This window comes from Pseudomonas fungipugnans (assembly GCF_029955235.1).
Lineage (GTDB): Bacteria > Pseudomonadota > Gammaproteobacteria > Pseudomonadales > Pseudomonadaceae > Aquipseudomonas > Aquipseudomonas fungipugnans.
In genome coordinates this window covers 2,594,157-2,620,023 of sequence record NZ_JARBWL010000002.1, presented here as the reverse complement: position 1 = coordinate 2,620,023, position 25,867 = coordinate 2,594,157, and the positions used below count along the sequence as shown (strand labels likewise).

23 protein-coding genes and 1 pseudogene are annotated in these 25,867 nt (G+C 60.7%); 15 read left to right on the top strand and 9 right to left on the bottom strand.

Translation table 11 applies throughout. From position 1 onward, the window contains the following. Window positions 1-56: 56 nt before the first annotated feature. A complete protein-coding gene (locus POF45_RS27275; protein ID WP_282317182.1) occupies window positions 57-1,130 on the bottom strand; it encodes a diguanylate cyclase in 1,074 nt (357 codons plus the stop codon). Window positions 1,131-1,326: 196 nt separating this feature from the next. On the opposite strand from POF45_RS27275, the gene POF45_RS27270 reads away from it, so the two are divergent. The 6 genes from POF45_RS27270 to hglS all read left to right on the top strand — a co-directional run bounded on the left by POF45_RS27270 (window position 1,327) and on the right by hglS (window position 9,095). After that, entirely contained in the window at window positions 1,327-2,781 is a 1,455-nt protein-coding gene (locus POF45_RS27270; RefSeq protein ID WP_282317181.1) for a flavin-containing monooxygenase, read from the top strand. A gap of 21 nt (window positions 2,782-2,802) precedes the next feature. Beyond that, complete coding sequence (locus POF45_RS27265; RefSeq protein WP_259501980.1) at window positions 2,803-3,729, top strand: alpha/beta fold hydrolase; 927 nt, start codon at window positions 2,803-2,805, stop codon at window positions 3,727-3,729. A gap of 59 nt (window positions 3,730-3,788) precedes the next feature. After that, window positions 3,789-5,288 (top strand): glycolate oxidase subunit GlcD, encoded by a 1,500-nt coding sequence (gene glcD, locus POF45_RS27260; protein WP_259501979.1) that lies wholly within the window; start codon window positions 3,789-3,791, stop codon window positions 5,286-5,288. Further along, window positions 5,288-6,337: a glycolate oxidase subunit GlcE gene (gene glcE, locus POF45_RS27255; protein ID WP_282317180.1), complete on the top strand. Its 1,050-nt coding sequence runs from the start codon at window positions 5,288-5,290 to the stop codon at window positions 6,335-6,337. The genes glcD and glcE overlap by 1 nt, the downstream gene beginning before the upstream one ends. A 58-nt stretch (window positions 6,338-6,395) precedes the next feature. After that, the gene (gene glcF, locus POF45_RS27250) at window positions 6,396-7,616 is read left to right on the top strand and encodes a glycolate oxidase subunit GlcF (protein WP_282317179.1); all 1,221 of its coding nucleotides are present in this window, start codon (window positions 6,396-6,398) and stop codon (window positions 7,614-7,616) included. An 87-nt stretch (window positions 7,617-7,703) separates the two neighbouring features. After that, entirely contained in the window at window positions 7,704-9,095 is a 1,392-nt protein-coding gene (hglS, locus tag POF45_RS27245; protein ID WP_282317178.1) for a 2-oxoadipate dioxygenase/decarboxylase HglS, read from the top strand. 148 nt (window positions 9,096-9,243) lie between these two features. On the opposite strand, the gene POF45_RS27240 is transcribed toward hglS, so the two are convergent. Next, a complete protein-coding gene (locus POF45_RS27240) occupies window positions 9,244-9,924 on the bottom strand; it encodes a type 1 glutamine amidotransferase domain-containing protein (protein ID WP_282317177.1) in 681 nt (226 codons plus the stop codon). A gap of 415 nt (window positions 9,925-10,339) precedes the next feature. On the opposite strand from POF45_RS27240, the gene POF45_RS27235 reads away from it, so the two are divergent. The 4 genes and pseudogenes from POF45_RS27235 (at window position 10,340) to POF45_RS27220 (ending at window position 12,844) form a co-directional block, all read left to right on the top strand. Next, complete coding sequence (locus tag POF45_RS27235; protein ID WP_259501974.1) at window positions 10,340-10,852, top strand: Hcp family type VI secretion system effector; 513 nt, start codon at window positions 10,340-10,342, stop codon at window positions 10,850-10,852. A gap of 73 nt (window positions 10,853-10,925) precedes the next feature. After that, window positions 10,926-11,663, top strand: coding sequence for a DUF4123 domain-containing protein (locus POF45_RS27230; RefSeq protein WP_282317176.1), 738 nt, complete (start codon window positions 10,926-10,928; stop codon window positions 11,661-11,663). Between the two features lie 241 nt (window positions 11,664-11,904). After that, window positions 11,905-12,148 (top strand): annotated as a pseudogene (locus POF45_RS27225) (RHS repeat-associated core domain-containing protein); the annotation flags it as partial. Window positions 12,149-12,544: 396 nt separating this feature from the next. Further along, the gene (locus POF45_RS27220; protein WP_259501971.1) at window positions 12,545-12,844 is read left to right on the top strand and encodes a hypothetical protein; all 300 of its coding nucleotides are present in this window, start codon (window positions 12,545-12,547) and stop codon (window positions 12,842-12,844) included. 528 nt (window positions 12,845-13,372) lie between these two features. Here POF45_RS27220 and POF45_RS27215 read toward each other — a convergent pair. The 6 genes from POF45_RS27215 to POF45_RS27190 form a co-directional block, all read right to left on the bottom strand. After that, on the bottom strand, window positions 13,373-13,957 hold the full coding sequence (locus tag POF45_RS27215) for a hypothetical protein (protein ID WP_259501969.1): 585 nt from the start codon (window positions 13,955-13,957) through the stop codon (window positions 13,373-13,375). Between the two features lie 86 nt (window positions 13,958-14,043). Continuing rightward, window positions 14,044-14,211 (bottom strand): hypothetical protein, encoded by a 168-nt coding sequence (locus POF45_RS27210; RefSeq protein WP_259501967.1) that lies wholly within the window; start codon window positions 14,209-14,211, stop codon window positions 14,044-14,046. A gap of 11 nt (window positions 14,212-14,222) precedes the next feature. Further along, on the bottom strand, window positions 14,223-14,465 hold the full coding sequence (locus tag POF45_RS27205) for a hypothetical protein (protein ID WP_259501965.1): 243 nt from the start codon (window positions 14,463-14,465) through the stop codon (window positions 14,223-14,225). A 145-nt stretch (window positions 14,466-14,610) separates the two neighbouring features. Further along, entirely contained in the window at window positions 14,611-15,675 is a 1,065-nt protein-coding gene (locus tag POF45_RS27200; protein WP_282317175.1) for a lipocalin-like domain-containing protein, read from the bottom strand. Beyond that, entirely contained in the window at window positions 15,665-18,136 is a 2,472-nt protein-coding gene (locus POF45_RS27195) for an ABC transporter permease (RefSeq protein ID WP_282317464.1), read from the bottom strand. Before POF45_RS27195 ends, POF45_RS27200 begins: the two co-directional genes overlap by 11 nt. Window position 18,137: 1 nt before the next feature. After that, complete coding sequence (locus POF45_RS27190; RefSeq protein ID WP_259501962.1) at window positions 18,138-18,806, bottom strand: ABC transporter ATP-binding protein; 669 nt, start codon at window positions 18,804-18,806, stop codon at window positions 18,138-18,140. Between the two features lie 167 nt (window positions 18,807-18,973). Here POF45_RS27190 and POF45_RS27185 point away from each other — a divergent pair, with 167 nt between their 5' ends. Further along, a complete protein-coding gene (locus tag POF45_RS27185; protein ID WP_282317174.1) occupies window positions 18,974-19,924 on the top strand; it encodes a YncE family protein in 951 nt (316 codons plus the stop codon). 227 nt (window positions 19,925-20,151) lie between these two features. Here POF45_RS27185 and POF45_RS27180 read toward each other — a convergent pair whose 3' ends face one another. After that, window positions 20,152-21,849, bottom strand: a complete 1,698-nt coding sequence (locus POF45_RS27180) for a sulfatase-like hydrolase/transferase (protein WP_282317173.1) — start codon at window positions 21,847-21,849, stop codon at window positions 20,152-20,154. Window positions 21,850-22,352: 503 nt separating this feature from the next. Between POF45_RS27180 and POF45_RS27175 the strand changes: the two genes are divergently transcribed. The 4 genes from POF45_RS27175 to POF45_RS27160 are packed head-to-tail and all read left to right on the top strand — an operon-like array spanning window position 22,353 to window position 25,850. Beyond that, entirely contained in the window at window positions 22,353-23,411 is a 1,059-nt protein-coding gene (locus POF45_RS27175) for an NAD-dependent epimerase (RefSeq protein WP_259501957.1), read from the top strand. Continuing rightward, window positions 23,408-24,154, top strand: a complete 747-nt coding sequence (locus tag POF45_RS27170) for a sugar transferase (RefSeq protein WP_259501955.1) — start codon at window positions 23,408-23,410, stop codon at window positions 24,152-24,154. Before POF45_RS27175 ends, POF45_RS27170 begins: the two co-directional genes overlap by 4 nt. Continuing rightward, a complete protein-coding gene (locus POF45_RS27165; RefSeq protein ID WP_259501953.1) occupies window positions 24,155-24,802 on the top strand; it encodes a CpsD/CapB family tyrosine-protein kinase in 648 nt (215 codons plus the stop codon). A gap of 22 nt (window positions 24,803-24,824) precedes the next feature. Beyond that, entirely contained in the window at window positions 24,825-25,850 is a 1,026-nt protein-coding gene (locus POF45_RS27160; protein ID WP_259501952.1) for a polysaccharide biosynthesis/export family protein, read from the top strand. Window positions 25,851-25,867: the final 17 nt, after the last annotated feature.

Below are 25,867 nucleotides of genomic sequence, written 5' to 3'. Positions count from 1 at the left end.
GATTCCAGGTAGGCGCTGCCGCAGGTGCGGGCCTACGGGAAATAGGCGGTGTCTGGTTAAACGGAGTCCAGCAACTCACGCCGAGGCTTGTCGGCGCCGCCGCAGATAACACGATTACGCCCCGTGGTCTTGGCTTCGTAAAGTGCCTGATCGGCATCGTTGAGCCACAGGGTCGCATCGGTATGCGCAGGGTCGAAAGCAGCCAGACCGATGCTCAGGCTGACTTTTAGCGCCGGATTCTGTTCATAGCCGAGGGTGGCAAAACGATCACGCAGTGCATCCATCACGACGGCGGCATTGTGCAGGGGCAAATCCGGGAGAATCACGCAAAACTCATCGCCGCCGTATCGCCCGGCAACGTCAGCAGTACGCAGGTTTTGTTTGAGCATTTTGCTGAGTTGACGCAACACGATGTCGCCGGCGACATGGCCATAGGTATCGTTGATGGTCTTGAAGTGATCGATGTCGATCAGCGCAATCGCTCCACCCTGCTCCTGGCGCTGGCAACGCTGGAATTCGATTTCCAGCTGGTCTTTCCAGGTCCCGTGATTGAGCAAGCCGGTCAGGCTGTCAGTACGGCTCAGGGCCAGCAATTCGCGTTTATGGCGCCCGAGGGTGTGGGCCTGGCGAAAGCAGATCCAACCCAATGCCAGCGGGTACAGAGTCAGCAGCGGCAGGCAGGCATAGAGCTGCAACGGGCTGGTTTGCGGGATGAAGGCCGGGGTGAAGATCACCAGCCCGACGCCGATCCCGAGGATTTGCGCCGCGCTGCCGGCGAGCAAGAAGCGCATTCCGCCGATGGCCACGTTGTTCATCGCCATCATCGAAATCGTGGTCGCGGTGGGCAGTGGATTGAACTGCATGGCCGCGACCCAGAAGCCGCCGAGAAATGCATCCACCAGCAGGTTGCGGTGTTCGGCGTGGTAAGGGACTTTCGAACGACGCGCCCATTGATAGGCCAGGTGCGGCCACAACACGCCGTTGATCACCATCAAACCCCAGACCCAAGGCGACGGGTTGAGCGAGTACATCGCCGCGCTCACGCACAACAACCCCAGCGCCAACCCCAGGGTTCGCGACGTATAGAGCCTCCTGGCCAATGAAAGTCCCTTTCCTCCTGTTTTTGCCATAAAGGCCTCTGCCACACTTGACCGAACCTGAACACACCGGGGCTGCAGGTGTGTTGGGAGTCTATCAGGGCAACGTTAAATAGCCATCACCGGTTGGCGGCGTTATTTGCTGGCCCATAGAAAGCGCTGCACACCGCCACGGTTTGGCTATACATGATGGGAACGATCAAAAAACAACGATACCGACAGGAGACCCATGCAGACTTTTCAGGTGCTGATCATCGGCAGCGGCTTTGGCGGCCAGTGCGCGGCGGTCAATTTGCTCAAAGCCGGCATCCGTGACTTTTGCCTGTTGGAACGACGCAGCTTTTTCGGCGGCACCTGGTGCCAGAACACCTACCCCGGCGCAGCGGTGGATGTGCCTTCGCCGCTTTATTCGCTGTCCTTCGCCCCTTACCGCTGGACGCAGATGTACGCCGACCAGGCCGAACTGCACCGCTACACCCGCCATGTCGTGGAACACTTCGGCCTGCGTGACAAGGTGCGACTGGAGGCGAACGTCGAGCGCATTGAATGGGATGACATCGCCAAACACTGGGCAGTACACACAGGCAGTGAAGGCACGTTTTACGCGCAGTTCCTGATCAATGCGACGGGACCGTTGAGCCAACCGGTGATCCCGCACTTCGAGGGCCAGGAACGTTTTCAGGGCAAGACTTTTCACACCAATAACTGGGATCACTCTTACGACTACAAGGGCAAACGTGTCGCCATCGTCGGCAGCGGCGCCAGCGCCGCCCAGGTCATCCCGGCGATTGCCCCGGATGTGCAGCACTTGCATGTCTTCCAACGCACAGCGCACTGGGTCCTGCCCCGCGCCGACCGTACCTTTGGCCGTTTCCAGCGCTGGTTGCTGGGGCTGAAACCGGCCTACAAACTGCTGCGCTGGCTGATCTACTGGCAGTTCGAAACCCGCGTCATTGCCTTCAAATACTCGAAACCGGCGATCCGCATGGTGCAGCGCCACGCCCTGCACTTTCTGCAACGGCAAGTGCCGGACCCCAAACTGCAGCGCAAACTGACACCGGACTTCACCATCGGCTGCAAACGGGTGATTGTCTCCAGCACCTATTATCCGGCGCTACAGCGTCCCAACGTGAGCCTGCACAGTCGTGAACAAGGCATCGCATCCATCGATGCCAGCGGCATCAACACGCTGGACGGCGAACATCTGGACCTCGACCTGATCATCTGGTCCACCGGCTACGACGCCACCGATGGCGTTATTTCCTACCCGGTCAGCGGAAAAAACGGCGTACAACTCCGAGATGTCTGGGCCCAATACCCCCGCGCCTACCTCGGCACCAGCCTGCCGGGCTTCCCCAACCTGTTTATCGTCACCGGCCCCAACACCGGTATCGGCCATACCTCGGCGCTGTTCATCATAGAATCGCAGATGAACTACATTCTCGACTGCATCCGCACACTCAAGGAAAAAGACCTGCGCAGCATCGAAGTTCGCCCCGAAGCGGAACGTACCTACACTGATATGATCCATCGCGAGATGGAGCGCACGGTATGGAAGTCCGGAGGCTGTCACAGCTGGTATCAAAGCAAGAGCGGCCATGTGATTGCCATGTTTCCGGGGTTCAGCTTCAGCTACTACCGCTTGACCCGTACACTAAAACCCGCTGACCACATTCTGTCCTGATCACGTAAAAGGAAATACCTGATGCTTGTGCTGGTTGTCGCTATCGCCGTTTTCGTGGCCTGGAGCTGGTTGAGTTACCCGGCCATCGGTCATTGGCTGTATGACTTGAACATGGCCATCGAAGCCAAGCTGTATCGGCTGCACAAAATCGTCGTGCCGATCAGCGAAATGACCGTCTCGACCTGGCAAGGCGGGCCCTACGAGGCCTCCAGCAGTGTGTTGATGCTGCATGGCTATAGTGCCGACAAGAACATCTGGCTGCGCTTTGCCCGGCATTTTGTCCATGATTACCGGGTCATCATCCCCGACCTCGCCGGCCATGGCGAAACCGGCTTCAAGACCGGCGGCGGTTATGACATCGGCTTGCAGGCCAAGCGCATGATCCAATTGCTCGACGTCTGCGGTGTCGAGAAAGTGCATGTGATCGGCAACTCCATGGGCGGCTACATCGCGGCGTGGCTGGCAGCCACCTACCCGGAGCGGATCGCCTCGGTGGCGTTGATCGACCCGGCGGGCGTCACCGCGCCGCAGCTCAGTGACATGGCCCGACAACTGGCCCAGGGGCACAACCCGTTCCTGATTCATTCGCGCGAGGAGTTTCGCCGCTTCTACGCCATGACCATGGCCGCGCCGCCCTGGGTGCCTGGTCTGGTGCTGGACGCTGTCGGCCAGCGCTACGAACAACGTCGGGATGAACTGGCGGAGATCTTCACCGACTTCCACGCCAGCGCGCCGATGGAGCCAAAGCTGCCCGACATCCAGTGCCCGGCGCTGTTGCTGTGGGGCCGGCTGGACCGGCTGATCGACGTCAGCAGCGTACCGGCCTGGAGCAAGGGCATCGCCAATTTGCGTGTGGAAATCTGGGACGGCATCGGGCATATGCCGATGGTCGAGCAACCGGCGCGGACGGCGCAGTTGTATCGGGAGTTCCTGGGCAAGAAGCACTAACAGCAACCCGCAGCGCCTGCAGGGATCGCACGGTTTCCTCGAATAAACAGGGTGCGACGATGAACATTTTGTATGACGAACGCATCGACGGCGCCCTTCCCGACACGGACAAGGACGTCTTGATCAAACACCTGCACCAACACATCCCCGGGCTTGACCTGCTCTGGCGTGAAGAAGAACTCAAGGCCTACGAGTGCGACGGGCTATCCGCCTACCGCACCACTCCGATGCTGGTCGCCCTGCCCCGGCGGCTGGATCAGGTTCAACAACTGCTGCAAATCTGCCACGCACAGCAGGTGCCCGTGGTTGCCCGAGGCGCCGGCACCGGGTTGTCCGGCGGTGCTTTGCCGCTGGAAAAAGGTCTGCTGCTGGTGATGGCCCGCTTCAACAACATCCTGCACATCGACCCCGCCGCCCGTACGGCGCGCGTGCAGCCCGGCGTGCGCAACCTGGCGATTTCCCAGGCTGCCGCACCGTTTGGCCTGTACTACGCGCCCGATCCGTCGTCACAAATCGCCTGCTCCATCGGCGGCAACGTCGCGGAAAACGCCGGTGGTGTGCATTGCCTCAAATACGGGCTGACGGTACACAACCTGCTGAAACTGGAAGTGCTGACGATCGAAGGCGAGCACCTGACCCTGGGTTCTGACGCACTGGATTCGCCGGGATTCGACCTGCTGGCGCTGTTCACCGGCTCCGAAGGCCTGCTGGGGATCATCACCGAAGTCACGGTCAAACTGCTGCCCAAACCCCAGGTCGCCAAGGTCTTGCTGGCCAGTTTCGATTCGGTGGAAAAAGCCGGGCGCGCCGTGGCCGACATCATCGCCGTCGGGGTCATTCCGGCAGGCCTGGAAATGATGGACAACCTGGCCATTTGCGCCGCCGAGGACTTCATCCACGCCGGCTATCCGATGGACGCCGAGGCCATTCTGCTGTGCGAACTGGACGGCGTCGAAGCCGACGTCCACGACGACTGCCAGCGGGTGCGCGAGGTGATGCAACAAGCCGGCGCCAGTGACGTGCGGCTGGCCAGGGACGAAGCTGAACGCGTGCGTTTCTGGGCCGGACGCAAAAACGCTTTCCCGGCCATTGGCCGGCTCTCACCGGACTACTACTGCATGGACGGCACCATTCCCCGCCGCGAACTGCCCGGCGTGCTTCGGGACATCACCCGGCTGGCCGCCGAGCACGGTTTGCGCGTCGCCAACGTGTTTCACGCCGGCGACGGCAACATGCACCCGCTGATCCTGTTCGACGCCAACCAGCCCGGCGAACTGCAACGGGCAGAATCGCTGGGCGGCCAGATCCTCGAACTGTGCGTCAAGGTCGGTGGCAGTATCACCGGCGAACACGGGGTCGGCCGCGAGAAGATCAATCAGATGTGCGCGCAGTTCAACAGCGACGAACTGACCCTGTTCCACAGCCTGAAAAGTGCCTTTGACCCACAAGGCCTGCTCAACCCCGGCAAGAACATCCCGACCCTGCATCGCTGCGCCGAGTTCGGCGCGATGCACATCCACGCAGGCCAACTGCCATTTCCCGAGCTGGAGCGCTTCTGATGGGCGAGTTCGACGCCAGCCGGGACTTGCTCGACCAGGTCAACCTGGCCCGTGAAAATGCCACGCCACTGCGAATTCAGGGCGCCAACAGCAAGGCGTTCCTGGGTCGCGAGGTGGCCGGCGAAGTGCTCGACACGCGCGCCCATTGCGGCATTGTCAGTTATGACCCGACAGAGCTGGTGGTCAGCGTTCGCGCCGGTACGCCACTGAGCGAATTGCTCGCCACACTCGACGCTCACGGGCAGATGCTGCCCTGCGAACCGCCGTCGTTCGGCGAAGGCGCGACAGTGGGCGGGATGGTCGCTGCCGGGCTGTCCGGGCCTCGACGTCCCTGGGCCGGTTCGGTGCGAGATTTTGTCCTCGGCACGCGGCTGATCACCGGCCTGGGTAAACACCTGCGCTTTGGTGGCGAGGTGATGAAAAACGTCGCCGGTTACGATCTTTCGCGTTTGCTGGTGGGCAGCTACGGATGCCTCGGCGTGCTGACCGAAGTCTCATTCAAGGTGCTGCCAAAACCCCGGCACTCCCTGAGTATCGGCCTTGAAATCGACAGCGCCCTGGCCCTTGCCCGACTCGCCGAGTGGGGCCAGCAGCCGCTGCCGATCAGCGCCGCGAGCCACGACGGCCAGCGTTTGTTTCTGCGCCTGGAGGGCGGTGAAGGCTCTGTAACGGCGGCCCGGCAACGGCTGGGGGGCGAACCGCTGGACGCGGGTTACTGGTCGGCGTTGAATGAGCACAGACTGGCATTTTTCGATGAAGGCCTGCCCTTGTGGCGGTTGTCACTGCCCAACAATCTCGGGGCCTTGCCGTTGCCCGGTGAGCAGCTGATCGACTGGGCCGGCGCGCAACGCTGGCTCAAATCCGACGCACTCGATGTCCAGACCCTCGCCCATGAACTGGGCGGCCATGCCACCTGTTACAGCCATGGCGTCACTGAGGCACCGTTCCAGCCACTGGCCCCGGCGCTGCTGCGCTACCACCGCCAGCTCAAGGCACAACTGGACCCGCAAGGGCTGTTCAATCCTGGCCGGATGTACGCGGAGTTTTAGTGCCCACTCGCTCCCACAGGGATTGCGTTCTTCCACCCACAGTTGCCCAGGCCCGCCGATGCAAACCACATTAAGCGAACAATCCCGACAACTGCCACGCGCCGCCGAAGCAGAAAAAATCCTCCGTACCTGCGTGCACTGCGGCTTTTGCAACGCCACCTGCCCGACCTACCAACTGCTGGGCGACGAGCTGGACGGTCCCCGTGGGCGCATTTACCTGATCAAGCAAGTGCTCGAAGGCGCCCCCGCCACCGCGAACACCCAGCTGCATCTGGACCGTTGCCTGTCATGCCGTAACTGCGAAACCACCTGCCCCTCCGGGGTCGACTATCACAACCTGCTGGACATCGGCCGTGCCGTGGTCGATCAGGCGGTGCCGCGCCCGGCAAGCCAGCGTTTGCTGCGCGAAGGCTTGCGGGCGCTGGCGCCGAACCCGAACCTGTTCAAATCCTTGCTGCGTATCGGCACGACATTTCGGCCGTGGCTGGCGCGCAGCGTCGAAGCGAAGTTACCCCGTGACCTGCCCGCCACCGGCCAGCGCCCTGCCCCGCGCCATGCCCGTCGGGTGCTGATGCTCGAAGGCTGCGTACAACCGGGACTGTCGCCCAACACCAACGCGGCAGCGGCGCGGGTGCTGGATCGACTCGGAATCAGCGTGATTGCGGTGCCTGAAGCCGGATGTTGCGGTGCCCTGGATTATCACCTCGACGCCCAACCCAAAGGCCTGGATCGCGCCCGCCACAACATCGATGCCTGGTGGCCATACCTGGTAAACGGCGCCGAAGCCATTGTGCAAACGGCCAGCGGCTGCGGCGCGTTCATCCAGGATTACGGGCACCTGTTGCAGGACGATCCGGCCTACGCGGCCAAGGCCCGACGCGTCAGCGCGCTGGCATTGGACCTGGTGCAAGTGTTGGCCGAACTGCCTCTGGAGCGGATCTGCGCCGCCAGCGATCAGCGCATTGCCGTGCATTGCCCCTGCACCCTGCAACACGCACAGAAACTCGGCGGCGCGGTGGAGGCGGTGCTGACCCGCCTCGGCTTCAACCTGACCACGGTGCCAGACGGGCATTTGTGCTGCGGGTCGGCCGGCACCTATTCGCTGACCCAACCGGAGCTGGCCCGGCAACTGCGCGATAACCGTCTCAACGCGCTGGAAAGCGGCCACCCGCAATTGATCGTCACCGCCAACATCGGCTGCCAGAGCCACCTCGCCAGCGCCGGGCGGACGCCGGTCAGGCACTGGATCGAACTGCTGGACCAGTCCCTGACAGAATGAAGTCCGTAGGATTCTTCGTTTGTCGGCACCGCCGAAGGCTGCGATCTTTTGCTCCATCCATCCGTCTTAGCGCCAGGAACACTTTTCATGAGCCAGCCGAGCCTCATCAGCCCCGACCTGATCCGCCAACGCTTCTCCAAAGCGATGTCCGACATGTATCGCGAAGAGGTGCCGCTGTACGGTGCGCTGATGGAATTGGTTGAACAGACCAACCGCAAGGTGCTCGACAACGAACCGCAGATCGCCCGGCAACTGCACAGCACCGGGGAAATCCAGCGCCTTGACCTGGAGCGCCATGGCGCCATCCGCGTCGGCACCGCAGCGGAACTGGCAACCCTGGCCCGGCTGTTTGCGGTCATGGGCATGCAACCGGTGGGCTACTACGACCTGACGCCGGCCGGGGTGCCGGTGCATTCCACGGCATTTCGTGCGGTGCATGAACAAGCGTTGCAGGTCAGCCCGTTCCGGGTATTCACATCACTGCTGCGCCTGGAGCTGATCGAGGACCTTGAACTGCGGGCCTTCGCGCAGTCGGTGCTGGATAAACGCTCGATCTTCACCCCTGCCGCGTTGATCCTGATCGAGCAGGCTGAAACCCAGGGTGGCCTTACCGAAACCCAGGCCACTGACTTCGTCGAACAGGCGCTGGAGACGTTCCGCTGGCACCACAGCGCCACCGTCACCGCCGCGCAGTACCAACAACTCAGCGCCCAGCATCGACTGATCGCCGACGTCGTGGCGTTCAAAGGCCCGCACATCAACCACCTGACGCCGCGCACCCTGGACATCGACATCGTCCAGGCGCAAATGCCCGCTCACGGCATCACCCCCAAGGCCGTCATCGAAGGCCCGCCCCGCCGCCAGTGCCCGATCCTGTTGCGCCAGACCAGTTTCAAGGCGCTGGATGAACCGATTGCCTTCACCGATCAGGCCGACAACCGCGGTAGCCACAGCGCCCGCTTCGGTGAAATCGAGCAACGCGGCGCGGCGCTCACGCCCAAAGGCCGGGCGCTCTACGACCGTCTGCTCAATGCCGCCCGAGAGGAGCTCAAGGACTTCCCCAACGAAGCCAATGCCGCACGCTACAACGCGCTGATGGCCCAACACTTCGCAGAATTTCCTGACAGCATTGAAGGCATGCACCTACAGGAACTGGCGTACTTTCGGTATTTCGTGACGGACAAAGGCCTGGCGGCGGACGGGCTCGGGGGTGCGTCGCTGGAGGGCTTGCTCAGCGACGGTCATGTACGGGTAGAGCCGCTGGTGTATGAGGATTTCTTGCCGGTCAGCGCGGCGGGGATTTTCCAGTCGAACCTGGGGGATGCGGCGCAAACCCATTATGGCGCGCACTCCAATCAGCACGCATTTGAACAGGCGCTGGGGCGTTCAACCATCGATGAGCTGGGGTTGTATGCCGAGACACAACGGCGCTCGATTGATGAGTGCTGCAAGACGCTTGGGTTGTCGAACGTCGTCTGACGTGCGACAGCTCATTGTGGCGAGGGAGCTTGCTCCCGCTTGAGTGCGCAGCGCTGACAAAATCCGTGCCCGTTCGCAGAATTTTGGGGCCGCTGCGCTGCCCGGCGGGAGCAAGCTCCCTCGCCACATGAACGTGTTCGGCCGAGCTTTATTCAGCCAGCTTCGCCAGCAACGCCTCAGCCGTCGCCTCCGAGGACGCCGGGTTCTGCCCCGTCAGCAACAGACCATCGGCAATCACGTAGCTCGCCCAGTCATCGGCCTTCGAGTAAGTCCCGCCATTGGCCTTGAGCACGTCCTCCACCAGAAACGGCACCACATCGGTGAGTTGCACCGCCGCTTCTTCGCTATTGCTGAACCCCGTCACCCGCTTGCCCTTGACCAACGACTGCCCGTCGCTGCCCTTGACGTGACGCAGCACACCCGGCGCATGGCAGACGGTGGCGACAGGTTTGCCGGCGCGGTAGAACGCCTCGATCAACGCGATTGAATGCTGGTCTTCGGCCAGGTCCCAGAGCGGGCCATGGCCACCGGGGTAAAACACGGCGTCGAAATCTTCAGCCTTGAGGCTGCTCAAAAGCACCGTGGAAGCCAGTGCGGACTGCGCGGCAGAGTCCTTGCGAAAGCGCTCGGTAGCGGCGGTTTGCGCGTCGGGCTCGTCGCTTTTCGGGTCCAGCGGCGGCTGACCGCCCTTGGGCGACGCCAGGGTCAACTGCGCGCCTGCATCCTTGAACGTGTAATACGGCGCGGCGAATTCTTCGAGCCAGAAACCGGTTTTCTTGCCGGTATCACCCAACTGATCGTGGGACGTTAGAACCATCAGGATCTTCATGGTGTTCTCACTTGATTTCAGGGTTGTCGCCCACCCGACGGCGCGGAGGGACCTGTGTGATGGACCGTCTTGTTCGGCGGTTCGTTCAGCGACACATTAAGCCGTTGGTGGCTCATGGCCTTGATGCGCAACAGGTTGCGCAGTGATAGGCGAAAAATTAACGCCCATTGCGTTGCACGCCCTGCCCGGTAACGCCTGTAGAGCACTGCGCAACAAGTGGCGCAGCAGTGCGCAAGATGTTGCGCACATCAGGTGCCGGTTTTCCGTTGGTGTTTCTACATGTTTCAATCAGATTACATATATATTTGATTTATATAGATTTTATTGTTTTGGCACGCACATTGATTAGAGGTTGGATACCCGAATGGCGATATCGCCTTTCGGATTTCATCACTTGATTCGATAGGAAACACCCATGGCCATACCAGCGTACATGACCATCATTGGCGCAACTCAAAACCATATCACTGCGGGAGCTTCTTCCGAGAAATCGGTCGGCACAACCCGCCAGGGTGACCGTTTAGACGAAATCATGGTTCAGTCTTTCAAACACGACGTGATCATCGCTACGGACCCCCAATCCGGCCAGTCGACTGGCAAGCGTTTGAACCACCCTGTGGTGATCAGCAAGGTATTTGACAAGACTTCGCCTCTGCTCCAGGAAGCGCTGTCATCAGGCGAGCGCCTTTGGGTTGAAATCAAGTGGTACCGCGACTCGCCCATAGGCCAGGAGCACTACTTCACCACCACCCTTGAAGAGGCAATCGTCCTCACAGTCAAGGACTACATGCTCGACTGCCAGGACCCGGTGCACTCGCACTCCACCCATATGCAGGAGGTGCATCTTGGCTTCCGGAAAATAACCTGGACCCATGAAGCCTGCGGCACTAGCAGCGTCTATAACTGGGACGCCCCGAAAACCGCCTGAGTTGGCCAACCGGTCTCAAGCATCGACCAGCCCTGCTGGTCGATGTCGTTCAATTCCTCAAGGGCGCCTAATTTTGCAACCTGATCCTTTGACTCCCCACGCCTGGCTGACCGAACGGCCCTTGCAGGCTGGCGAACGCCTCTACTTGATCATCAGCGCCGCCAGCGACGCTCAAGCCATCAAGACACTGCACGAAACACACCCTGCCCCCCAACTGACACCCCTGTGGAGCGAAACACCCTACGCCAGCTGGGAAGCGGTAATGCCCTACCTCGCCGAGATCAAATCCAACTCGGACTTCCTGCCATGGATCACCGCAACCGATGCTCGGGACTGGGGTTGGCTGGCCGTGTCCACCAGCTCGCCGGAGGTGGTACTCGAGCATCTGCGTAGCCTGACCCAAGTACGAATGCCGAACACAAGCGAGGTGTTTTTCCGCTTCTGGGACGGGCGATTCATCCATCCGATTCTTGAACAGCTGGGCGATAGCGCCGGGGAAATCCTGCCGGTCTTCAATCGGTATCTGATCAATGGCCAGTGTCTGGACGTCGGTCCACGAGCGGTGCCAAAGGCCAAAGACTGGCCCTGGTGGGAAGTGCCACAAGAGCTGCTGGACAGCCTGACCACGCAGAACCCGGCGCCCCTGATCGACAACCTGCTGCAATGGCTGGAGGACGAACACCCGCAGATCTACAACACCTGCCCCGAGAGCAATCTGAAGCTGAAAGTCACGCATTTCGTACGCCGTCCCACGGTTGAAAAAAACCGACATGAAGCACTGCTCAACTACCTGATTCTGGAACAAGGCTGATGGACCGCGTTGCCTATGTCGAAAACCAGCTGAACACGTTCAAAGACAGCCTGACGCTGTATCAACAGCAAACCAAAGCCTGGTACGCGCAGGCCGCCGACACAATCAGCCACGCCGCAGACCTGCCCTCGCTGATGGGCATGGACCGAACGATCAAAGTCGGCGACACCCCCAAAACGGTGAGCATGACCGACGCTGACTATACCTCCAACGTCGCCCGCTGCCCGCTCGAAGGGCCGTTGACCTCGCAGCGCTGGACATCGCCGAAATCGACAACCCGCTGCGTTTTCAGGGCCAGTATTTCGACGCGGAAACAGGCTTACACTACAACCGGCATCGCTACTACAATCCGGGGACTGGACGGTTTCTGACGCCGGACCCGATCAAGCTTGCGGGTGGGTTGAATAACTACCAGTACGTGCCCAACCCGACGGGGTGGGTGGATCCGTTGGGGTTGAGCTGCGATTGTCCGGGAGGAGCAAATAGCAAACCTGGAACAGCTGAGAACCCGGCGAACAACGCCAAGATAAATGAGGGGACATCAGCACCGCCCGGTGTTCAATGGATAAGTCACGGTAACAAGCACGTCGCGCCCAAAGCTCCCTGGCCAAACATTGTGAAATCAACAGCCAATGGTGGTTCCGCAAAGTATCTACCTGGCACAAATATAGAAGCACTTGAACGGCATGCATTTCAAAACGGGCAGGAGGTTACTAATGGAAAGCCCTGGAAGGTTATTGATATGGGTAAGACCATCGGCGCCAACAATGGTTAGGAAACGCAATTCGTGAGAATCGAACTAAGCGCAGGCACTATCCATGGCCATCCTATTTCCGAAGACTCCTTTAGAAAGCTCACGAAAGCGAAAAGCTAGATGAATATTGAAAAAAATAATTGCGCTAGGTGGAACGATCACGCTTGATGACATATCCCACCTCAACCAATTTACTGACATAGCGCTGATTGTGGACGACCTCAAGGAAGACCTATTCCAAGCCGCCTTCCCTCATGATCAGATTATTGACATAGGCTGGTATCCAGAGTTTTGCGAGAGTGGCTCATTTAGAATCTCCTTGATTATGGCCTACGATTGGGAACACCCGGCTTTCATCGATACCGCAAAAAGCTGGCCTGAATTGGACGAAGCAGTCACCAGCGCTTTAAAAAAATTAGAACTCTGACCCGAACCTACCCCCTGTGGAAGCGAGCCTGCTTGCGACAACGGCATCACAACGCCATCGCGAGCAAGCTCGCTCCCACAGGGGGGCCTGGTTGTGTCTGACAGGTCGTGGGCGCTGGTTTTGGGGCTGCTGCGCAACCCAACGGGGGTAACCCCCCTCACCATAGGGGCGGCGTTGGCTTGACGATATTGAAACGGGCCCAATAAAAAAGGGCGACTTCTGCAGTCGCCCATTTTTTTGCTTGCAACATCCAACCGGTAACACCAAAAAGGTGTTCGCCCAGTGTAATGGCCTCGGCAATCCTTGCACTGGTAAAGAGCCTTGACACTGGGCGAACGGGAGGCATTTTAAAGGAAGTTCAAAAATATATCCGTATACATAAACAAGGTATTTATGGATACAACATCTCACGATATTTATCGAACTACAAACCGATAAAACGCCAGAACTCACCAGCTAGAACATTAAAGCCAATTACTCTTATACAAGAAGCTGTACAAGAGTAATCACTATATATAGAGCTAATACTCAGCTTTCGTGCTGGCTGGTGACTTTCAGAATGTCGGTGTAGGTCACTACAACACTCTGTCCTACTTTCAGATCCTTCAACTTGGCCTGGACTTCAGGCTTTTCGACGTTGAGGACTTTCGACTGGCCAGCCGGGTTTTCGAAGGTGACCTGGTTTTTCTTGACGTCGATGTGGGTGATTTTCAGCTCGACCTGCACCTGACGATAAGCCTCTCCGCCCGGGTTGGGGTTGTCTTTGGTGGCGCGGATGTCGCCGGTACGTTCGGTGGCGCCGGGCAGACCTTTATCGACATCGGTGTCGAGGTAGGCGGCCACGGAGTGGGTCACATCGACCTGCACCTGATCGCCGACTTTCAGGTTGCCCAAGTCCTTGGCTTGGTCGCTCAGTTGAATATGCACCTGACGGCCGTCGGCATTTTGCAGCACGACCTGGTGCTTGACGGCATCGACCGACAGGACTTTGGCCACGACCTGATCGGCTTCCACGGTAGCGGACAGCGGAATATCAGCGGCAAAGGCGCTGAGGCTGGCGGAGGAAAGGAGCGTGGCGAGGGTGATGGCTTTAGCCAGTGCGTGGAGCTTCATAAGCATTACATTCCCTGTGATTAATGGCAGCACGCGGCTCTGGAACAAGGTTCTTCGCCGCGCGTGCCCATGAGCATAGACGCTGTTCAGGGAGTCTTGGCAGTTTCTTGCGCGGTGGATTCGCCGCTGTCGGTGCCTTTGCCGCTGTCCTTGCGACGGGTCGGGTCGGTGGGGCGCAGGGCATCATTGTCGCGCTCGGTTTCACCGGGTGGCCGGGGCTCGTCCGGGTGTTTGTCTTCGCAGGCGGATGTCATGCTCTTCTCCTTCAGGCTTTCGGGTCGTCCACTTCCTGGGCGACGTTGATGGCCGGTGATTCACGGTGAATCTGCTCGGCCTTGTCCTTGAGGTCTTGCCACTGGTCGAGGTCAATGGCGCCCTGCCCCAGCAAGTCGTCAGCCACGCGTTGCAGTTCCAGGTAGTGGGCGTCCGGGGATTGTTGCCAGTAGGCTCGGTCGTCATACAGACGTTGCCAGGTGGCAAGGTCTGGCGGTTTGAGGTCGTCACTCATGGGCGGGCTCCTGTGAGGTGTTCCTAGGGTAGAGAGGCCGATGGCGGCGGGAGTTCCGGCAGGTTTCAAGAGCAAAAGATCGCGGCCACCCACTACGGATGTACGTGTCAGTGTAGGAGCTGACGCAGGCTGCGATCTTTTGATCTTAATACCCGGTCATCTCCAGATACCCCTGCCCGCCCTGGCTGCCGCTGATCCGCACCGGCCCTTCCCAATACGGAATGCGCAAATCCATCCAGGCCTTGGGGTTGAGCGCCGTGGTGGTGATATCGAGGTGCTTGCCCGGTATCTGGATCGACCAGCGCACGGGCATTGAACGCCCGGCGACATCGGCGGTGTCCTCGGGCGTCAGGCGAATATCATCGCCATGCAGCAATTGCGTCCCGCCTTGCGCATCAATCCAGGTGCCGGTGAGGTACGGCGCGCCGTCCTTTTGCCGCATGCGATAGAGCATCACCTGCGCACCGCTGTTCAGGTGCAGCGAGAACCAGTCCCAGCCGGTTTGATCAGCGGTCAATGGCTGGCTGCTCCACTCGCGGTCAAGCCACGCCGGACCGCTGACCGTGTAGGCTTTGCCGTCGATTTCAAGCGTGCCACTGGCCTGGAAAAATGGCTGGCTGTAGTAGTAAGACGCCTGCCCCTGCTCGGATTTCTGGCTGAAGCCTTTATCGCCCTGAAGCACCAGTGGACGCGACGACACCAGCCGCAGTTGATAGCCGAAATGCTTGTCACGGGCGCTGAGCTGCAAATCCGTCAACGGGTCAGTCGCCTCGCTGCTGAAACGCCAGTCGTCGATCCATGCATTGAACGGCGCGGTGTTCGCCCCGGCCTGCCCCACACCGCCACGAGCGTAGCGCTCGGCGGCGTGATGAGCCGTCGCCGAAGTGACAGCGGCATGGCCGAGCCAGATTGTCTGGTTGCCCCAGCCCGCCACCTCGGGCGCCGCTTTCAGGGCGCTGCGAAACAACGTCCACTGCACGCCAAACTCACGGCCCTGATCGTCCTTGAGGTTGGCGGTGACATACCACCATTCGATGCGAAAACCCTGATGCGGCCCGTGATCGGCCGGAAAGCTGAACACCCGCCCCGGCACCACCGGCGTGAAGGCCGACGCCTCACCGCCTAGCCCGGCGAAGCCCTTTTCCACCGGCGCCGAGTTGTCGCAACCACTGAGCAACGCCAACAGCAGCACGGCGACCTTAATCTTCATGGGCAAAGGTCCTCAGCAAGTCCGCTGGTTGCGTGCGGTACAACGAATACAGCGGCCAGGCCGACGCCAGTAACGTCGCCAACAACGCCAGCCCCATCAACTGCGCCAACTGCCACGGGAACACTCGCAACGGCAGGCGCCAGCCGAATGCCTGAACGTTGATTACCGCGTCCAGGCACCAGGCCAGCGCAATACCCAACGGCAACGCCAGCACCAGCGTCAACACCGCCAGCAACCAGGTCTGGCCAAGGTTGAGCAGCATCAATTGCCGCCGCGTCACGCCCAGCGCCCATAGCGGTGCAAGCTGCCCGAGACGGCTCTGGCTCTGGGTCAGCAGGCTGATGAACAACGCCACACCGGCAACGCCCAGGGTCAGGCTGTTGAGCGCGGCGGTGGCGGCGAAGGTACGTTCGAACACCTGGGTCGACCAGCCCTTGAGCCGGGCCTGATCGACGATATGGCTGTCGTCCAGCGTGAAGCGCGTTTGCAGGATTTTCAGGAAAGCCGGGATCCGGGCCGGGTCGATGCGCAAGTTGAACCGGTTCGGCGTCAAGTCCGGCCAGCCTCGCAGCAAATGCTCGGCGTTGACCAGCACATGGCCCTTGGGATTACCGTAGTCGGCGTAGATCCCGACGATACGCGGCGACCATGGACCGTTCGGCGCAGGGATCGTCAGGTGATCGCCCAGATGCACCTTCAGGCGGCGGGCCATCTGTTCGCTGAGCATCACCGCATCGTCCTTGGCCAGGCGATCCCAGGGGTTCGCACCCAGGGACTCCAGCAGCGGCCAGTGCTGGCGATACGTTGGGTGATCGATCACGCCATAGACGTCCGCCGGCCAGCCCTGCAACTGCACCGACACCTGCCAGTTGGGCAGCACGGCGCGGACCTGCGGCTGCTGTGCCAGCCAGGTTTGCATGTCGCGGGCCTGGGACGGGTTTTGCGGATTGATGTACAGCTCGGCGGTCAGGCGCTGCTCGAGCCAGTCGCTGAAGGTCTGGCGGAAACCGGCGGTCATGCTACCGGCGCCGATGTTCGCCGCCAGCGCCAACAGCAGCGCCATCAAGGCCAGGCTCAGGGCCGGCAGCTGCTGCCGGCAATCGGCGAGAAACCATTGACCGAGCACTGAGCGACGGCGGCGCAGAAGCAGATTGAGCAACGTATTGAGCAGTACCGGCAAGGCCAGCGCCGCGCCGATCAACAATGCCGCCATCAGTACAAAACCGCTGGCCAGGCTGTTGCCGAAAAGCAGCGCGACAACCGCGATCACCGCCGCCAGCGTGGCGACCCAACCCTGACGTCGTAACCAACGGGTATGGGCCTGATGCCAGGCTTGCGGGTTGGCCAGGGCCAGCAATGGCAAGCGTGCCGCCCGCAGCAGACTGTTGATACCGGCCAGCAAGGCGCCGAGCAGGCTCAGGCCAACGCCGCTGAACCACCACCACGGGCTGAGGCTCAACTGCCCCGGCACCTGCGCGCCATACAACCCGCGCAGGCTGGCAGCGACGTCCGGCAACAACACGCTGGCCAGCCAGTAACCGCTGACGACCCCGGCGATCCCGCCGATCAACGCCAGGCCCATCAACTCGACGGCAAGTCCGGCGATCAACATCCGAGCACTGACACCGCAGGCGCGCAGCGTTCGCAGCAAGCTTCGGCGTTGCTCCAGCGCCAGGCCGATGGCGGCGTGAACGATGAACAGGCCGACCACGAACGACAGAAAACCCAGGGCATCGAGGTTCAAGTGAAAACTTTCAGTGAGACGCGACAGATTGTTTTCTTCACCTGCGGTCTTGAGTTGCAGCCGGTGCTTGAAGGGAGCCGGCAACGGTGCGGTGAAATCCTTGGGCAGCAGCAAGCGCGACAGTTGCTGCGGCAGGCCGAGCAACTGCTGGGCAAAGCCGATGTCCACCAGCAGCACACCGGGGGCCATGTCGCGCTGAGCCTGCAAGGGCGGCAAGGTTTCTCCACCCTCGGAAAGCGGCGTATCGCCTTCGCGCAAACCCAGAGCCTGCAAGGTCTGCGGCGAAATCCAGGTACGCCCCGGCGGGCTGAAAAAATCGACGATGCGCGCCATCGCCATGGCCTGCCCCGCTACCGCGACACCCGCCGGCAACGACACCGGCTCGATACCCGTCAACTGCAAGCGCTGGTCCTCATGGCCCTTGAGGACCAGGCGTCCCTCCAGCACCGGGGACACCGGCCAACCCGCCTTGCGCAGGTCCACAAACAGTTGCTGGGAAAATACCCCGCCGCCGGGCGCCGCGAGGCTGGCCTGAGGCTCGCCGCCGATCATCTGGCTGGCCCTGGCGTAGCTGTCTCGCGCCTGGCTGTTCAGCGCCTGCACACCGGTCAGCAGACTGGTAGCCAGCCACAACCCGGTCAGCACACTGAAAAACTGCACCGGGTGCCGCCGCCAATGGCTGAGCAGTGCCCGCAAGGTTTGCCGAAAAACTCGCACTTCAGCGTGCTTGCGCGTCGGCCAGCCGGCCACCGTGCAAGGTCACCGTTTGCGCCAGTCGCGCCGCCACCCGGTGGCTGTGAGTGACCATCAACAAGGTGGTGGGGCTGTCGTCGAGCAACTCCAGCAACAGCTTGAGCACCTCGTCGCTGGTGGCTTCATCGAGGCTGCCAGTAGGCTCGTCCGCCAGCAGCAGTTTCGGTTGCGACGCCAGCGCGCGGCCCAACGCGACCCGTTGTTGCTGCCCGCCCGATAGCTGCTCCGGGTAACGCCGCAGCAAATCCGCCAGCCCCAGCCGCTGTACCAGATGTGCCTGCCACTGCGCGTCGTGACGCCCGGCCAGCCGCGCCTGGAACGCCAGATTGTCTTCCACCCGCAGGCTGCCGATCAGGTTGAACTGCTGGAACACCAGGCCGATTTCGGTACGCCGCCAGTGCGCCAGTTGAGCCTCGTTCATCTGTTCGAGGCGATAGTCACCGCTGCTGATGCTGCCGTGATCGACCTTGTCCAGCCCGGCAATCAGGTGCAACAGCGTGCTTTTACCGCTGCCCGACTCGCCCATCAACGCCAGGCTGCTGCCGGGTCTGAGGGTCAGGTCGATGCCTTGCAGCACCGGCAATGGGCCTTGCGCGGTAGCATAGCTTTTAAAGACGTCGTGGACCTGAAGCATGGGCAAACCCGATTGAGGAGTGTGGACCAAGGATAGCGGACTACCTGTTAGTTCTTACAGTAGCGGCCGGTCGGGCGCAGGTATCTAATACCCTCACAGGGAGTGCTGATACCGAGGACGGTCAATCCATTGGTTCAATGGCGTAGCGCACAGAAGGCGCACGGCTCGTGAAAATCTCACCAGGCAACTCTTTCCGTCACCCGTCGAACATCCTCGGCAAACGCCAGCGCAAGGCTGTGGTCATTGCCGTCATCGAAGTCGGTTGCGAGCCGAACAGCCTGGCGCTGTCCGACCGCGATTCAACTGTCTGGGTCTGCAATGCGCTGGACAGCACGCTGTCAGTGATCGACACCACGGCCCATCAAGTAGTTGCCGTCATTCGCCTGCCGATTCAACCACTGGCCATGGTCATCGACCGGTCAGGCCGCCGTGGTTATGTGACCGGGCTGGGCAAACCGCTGCTGATGGTGATCGATATTGCGGCGCGGCGGGTCATTGGCAGAATCATCTCGGGCGAAGGACATGCGCTGGCCATCAACGCCGAGGGCACGCGGGTTTATGTCAACGCCAACAGCCCGGCGAAATGCCGGATCTGTGTGATCGACACGGCGAGCGCCAGCATGATCGACAGCATCGAAACCGGATCATTTACCAGTGCTGCCGTACTTGCCGCGCACGGTCGTCTGTTCTACTGCGACTACATTCACCACGCCCTGAAAGTGTTGGACACCGACACGGGTGAAATCACCACGGCCCTGTCACTGCCCGCTCCCCTTGAAGAGATCGCTATCGTTGCTGCACAGGATGTCGGCTATCTGCCATATCGAACGAGCGACGGCATCGTGGCGAAGATCGATCTGACAAGCTACGACGTACTCGACCTGCTGCCCGCCCCGGCGTTGCCCCATGGTTTGATCATCAACCCCCATGGCGACCTGGCGTGCTGTTGCAGCGCGAGTGAACGGCGCCTGACGATCATCGACACGGCAACGTGGCAGGTGGTCAGCCGCTTCCAGGCCGGCGAGTACCCGCAGGGCCCGGCATTCAGCGCCGATGGCAGTCGGCTGTACGTGTGTGATGCGTCGGGGGATACGGTGTGGGTGGTGGCGCTGGATTGAGTGGTTTCCTCAGGAACGTGGGGGGTCTGTTGCCGTTGCTTTGAATGGGCCTACCTTTTCGCGGGCAAGCCCGGCTCCCACACTGTTTTGTGTCGTGTACACGTCATTCATTCACTGAAGCTCGCTCCCACCTTTGAACCGCAGTGCCCGCAAACTCCCTACCCACCACAGATCCCCTGTGGGAGCCGGGCTTGCCCGCGAAGAGGCCGGCACAATCAACCCACCTCTCACGGCTCAACCACCACATTCGGCGTCGCCTCACCAGGCGTCACGATGGTTTTCAGATCAATATGCCGCCACGCAGGCTTGGCCCCCAGCCGCGCATTGAAGCGGTAGTTGAAGGTGAAGTCGTCCACCGTCGGCACGCTCAGCGGTTTGCCGTAGGTCGCCTCGACTGTAGCCGCGTCATAGCCCATCAGCTCCAGCAAAGTCGGGAAGATGTTGTAGTGACTGGAGCGGTCCTTGTTCTGCGCCAGCGCCTGTTGCCAGTCCAGGGTATGCAATTGATCGCCCTGAATCACCACCAGCGGCACCAATCCTTCTTCCTCCACCGGGTCGCCACCGCAGTGCGTGTTGAGGCCAGGGTTGCCACGTTCATGCAAATCCTGACCATGATCCGAGGTGTAGATCAGCAGCGCATGACTGAGGTCGGCCTGGGCAAATATCCGTGAAAAAAACTCGCCGACATTCCACAGCACGGTGTTTTTATAAGCATTGCGATACAGCACCCAGTCATCCGGCTGGCCGTTGAAACCATCGCGCTTGCCGGTGTCCGCCACTTCCACAAACTGCCCGCGGGGTAACGTCGGACGGTAGGCCATAAACGCATCCGGGTACTTGTCGTGCACCGGAAAATGCGCGCCGACCTTGTTGATCACCACCAGCTCCGGGGTGCCGTCATCAAGCAGTTCGATCAGCTTGCTGGCCGCCGCCATGTCGCGGTCACGCACGCTGGTCTGGTCGAATTGCACAAACTCGTCGATGTCCTTTTTCTCGGTGTCGCTCATCAGGTTCTGCAGGTTGCCGCCAGTGCGTTGGGCGTCGATGTAGACGGTGCGCAGCCCGGCCTTTTTTGCGTACTGCCAGATCGACGGCATCGTCGTGTTGATACGCATGTAGTCGGCGCGAGTGCCGCCGTAACGCAGGGTGACATTGGTGTCGGCACTGCAATTGGCGATGGATGCCGCATAGCCGTAGTTGAAAATCGCCACCCCCGGACGCGCTTCCTTGAGCTGGCTGTGCACACCGTACTGCGCGTTGATGTCCAGATAATTGCCGGAGATGCTCTCGTCGATGATCAACACGATGTCGTGGTCCACGGGCGTGTCGATGCGCGCCAGTTTGATCGGCTCGCGCGGGCCGACCGTGTTGTGCAATGACTCATAGGCAAACAGGTTGAGGTAAGCCAGTGGCGTGTACATGATCGGCAGGCCCCGGGCGCCCTCGCCGGCCCGTACAAACAGCACCGCGCTGAGCAACAGCACGCCCAGCAACGGCGCCGCTATCAGCAATGCACCTGGCACCGGCCAACGCCGACGCGGCTTGAGCCCGATCCCCAACAACAGCAACACACCGCTGAGCAGACCACTGATCAGCGGCGCGCGGTACTGATAAGCCGCTTCCTGTATGAACCCGCCGGAATACACCAGTGAGACAAAACTGCTGTAGGTCAGGTAGTCGGCGGTGACCCGCGTATACACATCAAAAAACACCGCCGAAACGAACATCGCCAAGGCAAACACATGGCGCACCAAGGTCTGACGAATGTAGGCGGTCATGAACAACGCCACGGTCAGCGCCACAAACATCGCACCGAACAGCAGCATCGGAAAACCGATGCCCATCGCGTTCAGACGCTCAAGGTAATAGTCGTAATTCTTGAGCAGATAGAGGACCAGCAACAGTTCTTTGAGGTAGCGAATCATGGCGATTCCGATGCTGATCAAAAAGGTGTCGAGCCAATAGTTTGTCGGCCATTTTCTGACACTAGCAGCGGGCCATCAAACCGCAAGAAATGTCGGCTTTTTCGATTAAGCGTCAAAAAAACGTTGACTCAAAACTGACACACTCGAATCGCCGCAGCCCTTGTATTTCGCGGCTTACGACCGTTTATCGCTTTCTCGGAATTGTCAGGAACCCGTCAAAACCGCGGCAAATCCAGCCCCACCAAGTACTTGATGGCCAATCGCCGGAAAAAAGCCCGGTGTTATAGCCGTGCAACATGTCATTTTGCTGACACGGTTTGCCAAGGCTGGGCTATACCCCTTTTGACAGTCTCTATTCGATCTTTCCACCGACTTACGAGGCACGCCACTATGGACGTGAACGTATTTGGTATGGGCTACGTCGGCCTTATTCAAACTGCAGCACCGGCCAATATCGAACAACGCGTGCGGTCTATGGGCACCGCGTCGAAGGGACTGCGCCCATGAATATCCTGGTGACCGGAGCGGCGGGGTTCATTGGTGCCCATTGCGTATTGCGGCTGCTGCGCGACGGGCATCGGGTCTGCGGGCTGGACAATTTCAACGACTACTACGACCCGCAACTCAAGCGCGATCGCGTGCGCTGGGTGCAGGACCAGGTCGGTGAATTTCCCCTCGCCACCATCGACCTCGCCGACGCTGCGGCCGTCGAACATTTGTTTGCCCGTGAACAACCGCAGGTGGTGATCAACCTTGCGGCGCAAGCCGGGGTACGTTACTCGCTGGACAATCCCAAGGCATATCTGGACAGCAACCTCTGCGGCTTCCTGAACATCCTCGAAGCGTGCCGGCACCATCCGGTGGAACACTTGATCTACGCCTCGTCCAGTTCGGTGTACGGCGCTAACCAGCACACGCCCTACTCGACGCACGACGGTGTCAATCACCCGTTGTCGCTGTACGCCGCGACCAAAAAAGCCAACGAATTGATGGCCCACAGTTACAGCCACCTGTTCGGCATTCCCAGCACCGGTCTGCGTTTTTTCACCGTGTACGGCCCGTGGGGCCGGCCCGACATGTCGCCGATCCGCTTTGCCAAGGCGATCATCGAAGGCAGTCCGTTGAAGCTGTTCAACTACGGTCAGCATCAACGCGACTTCACCTACATCGACGACATCATCGAAAGCATTGCCCGTCTGATCGACCACCCGCCGCACCTCTCGCCCAACTGGGACCGTGAACAACCGGACGCCTCCAGCAGCATGGCGCCGTGGCGCATCTACAACATCGGTGGCGAGCACCCGGTGGAACTCAAGGATTATCTGGCGCTGATGGAGAAGCACCTGGGCCGCAAGGCCAACGTCGAGCTGCTGCCTCTGCAACCTGGAGACGTGCTCAACACCTGTGCCGATGTGCATGAACTGGAAGATGACACCGGCTTTCACCCGCGCATTGAACTCGATGAAGGCTTGCGCCGCTTCGTCGCCTGGTTCTGCGATTACTACCTGCTGCCGATCCCCCTGGCTTCGCACGCGGCAGCGTTAAAGCGGAGGAGTCTATGACTGGTCATGAGAAAGGAGTCCCGCTCAACAATCTGCGACGCGACAATCGTCTGGACCCCGAGCACCGAATGCGCCTCGACAGCGCGATCCACATGCAGGGTCGCGGCTGGATCACCGGGCGCGATGGTGGCCGGCCCTGGACGCTGTCGCGCACCAACCGCGTGGTGGCGTGCATCGGCGCGCTGATGATTCTGGTGCTGGTTTCGCCGTTGCTGCTGGGTCTGGCACTGACGATCAAATACACCAGCCCTGGTCCGATTCTGTTCGTGCAAAAACGCACCGGCTATCGCGGCCGTTCGTTTGGCATGTACAAGTTTCGCACCATGGTGGCCAACGCCGAGGAGCTCAAGGAGTCGCTGCGCCACCTCAACAAGCATGGCGCCGACGCCATCGATTTCAAGATCGACAAGGACCCGCGCATCACCCGCATTGGCGGTTTCCTGCGGCGCAGCAGCCTCGACGAGCTGCCCAACCTGATCAACGTGTTTACCGGTGACATGCGCCTGGTAGGCCCCCGGCCAACCTCGTTCAGCGCCTACCGCTACAAGGACAATCACCTTGCCCGCCTGAGCATCTACCCCGGCATGACCGGCCTGTGGCAGATCTCCGGGCGCAGCAATATCGACTTCGACCAGCGCGTTGAGTTGGACCTCAACTACATCGCCGAGCAGAGCCTGCTGCTTGATCTGAAGATCCTGTTGAAAACCCCCTTCAAAGTATTCAGCGGCCACGGAGCGAGTTAAATGGACGGTTCATCGACCAAAAGCCTGACCATTGCCAACCCGAGCGAGTCCAATCTGACTTCGACCGTGCTCGATCAAGGTCTGCGGACCCTCTTCCTGACCGCCGCCAATCCCGGTGCAGGCACCACCACCAGCGCGCTGGCGCTGGCCAGCCAACTGGCGCAAATGAGCAGCGGCCAGGTGTTGCTGGTGGACGCCAGCCAGTCGGCGACCAATCTCAGTCAGCAGTTGGGCTTGACCAAGGAACGCGGTTTTCGTGACCTGCTGTTCAACGCCGATAACCCGCCGCTGTTGCAGGACTGCGTGGTGCAGGTCTCCAGCCTGCCCTTTCACATCCTGCCCAACGGCCGCCACATTCGCGGTGCCGAACACCTGACCGCCGAGCGCCTGAGCCCACTGCTGGCGCAACTCGCCGGCCAGTACCGCTTTGTGGTGATCGACGGCGACGCCGTGTATTCGGCCGCCGACACCCTGGTGCTGAGCACCCAGGTGGACGGCGTGATCATGGTCGTGCGCGCCGAAGATACCCGCTGGGAAGTCGGCCAGGCCGCCGTGCAACGCCTGACCCAGGCCGGCGCAAAACTGGTAGGCAGCGTGTTCAATCGCCGCAAGTACTACATGCCCAAGTGGCTCTACAAAAACCTGTAAGTGACTGCCAAAGGATGACGCCATGAACGCCAAAATGCTTGTCCTGCTTCTGTTGCCACTTGCAGGTTGCTCCAGCAACAACCCCTCCAGCATGCCGGTGCAGATCATGACCGCCACGCCCGCCAACGCCCAGGCCACCGACATGGCCAAGGTCGAACAGACCCTGCGGCCCCAGGACGTGCTGGACGTGATCTTCCACATCAGCACCAGCGGCTCGGATGCGTACCGGGTGCAATCCGGTGACCAGATCGGCCTGAACTTCACCGCCGCCAGCCAGCTCAACGGCAATCAGCTGGTGCTGCCTGACGGCACCATCAACCTGCCGGGCGCCAACACTTCGGTGAAAATCGCCGGGCTGACCAGTGATCAGGCGCGCGATGAAATCCAGCGCGCCTATCAGCGCAAACAGCTGTTCCAGCCCAACCGCAACCAGCTGACCGTGCAAGTCATCAGCCCGTTGACCAATGAACAGAACCTCAAGAGTGCGCTGAACCACCCGGCCACCGGCATGAGCCGGGAGATCACCGTGGGCAACGACGGCTATGCCAGCTTCCCGGAAATCGGCGCGGTGCCGCTGCAAGGCATGACCATCAATCAGCTGGAGACTTTCCTCAACCAGCGCTACGCCAGCCTGCCGGGAAAAATGAGCGTGGACGTGATGCTCAAGTCCACCGCCGGCAACGAAATCTATGTGCTGGGTGAAGTCGGCCAGCCGGGTTCGTACCCGATCCGCCGTCCGGTGTCGGTGCTGGAAGCGCTGACCCTGGCCCGAGGCACCAGCATCAAGGCGCGGCTCGATTCGGTGGTGATCATGCGGCGCAATGGCAACCAGGTACAGGCGGTGCACTACGACGTCGAAAAAGCCCTGGCGGGCGATGCCTCGCAAATCGCCTACCTGCAACCCGACGACATGCTCTACGTACCCAAGACCAAACTGGCCAGCGCCGGTGAACTCGCCCGGCAACTGGCGGACGTGGTGTTGTTTCAAGGCGTGGGCATGAGTTTCAGCTACCGCCTGGATAACAAAAACGACAACAGCAGCAACTGATGCGTGGGTGACCTGAC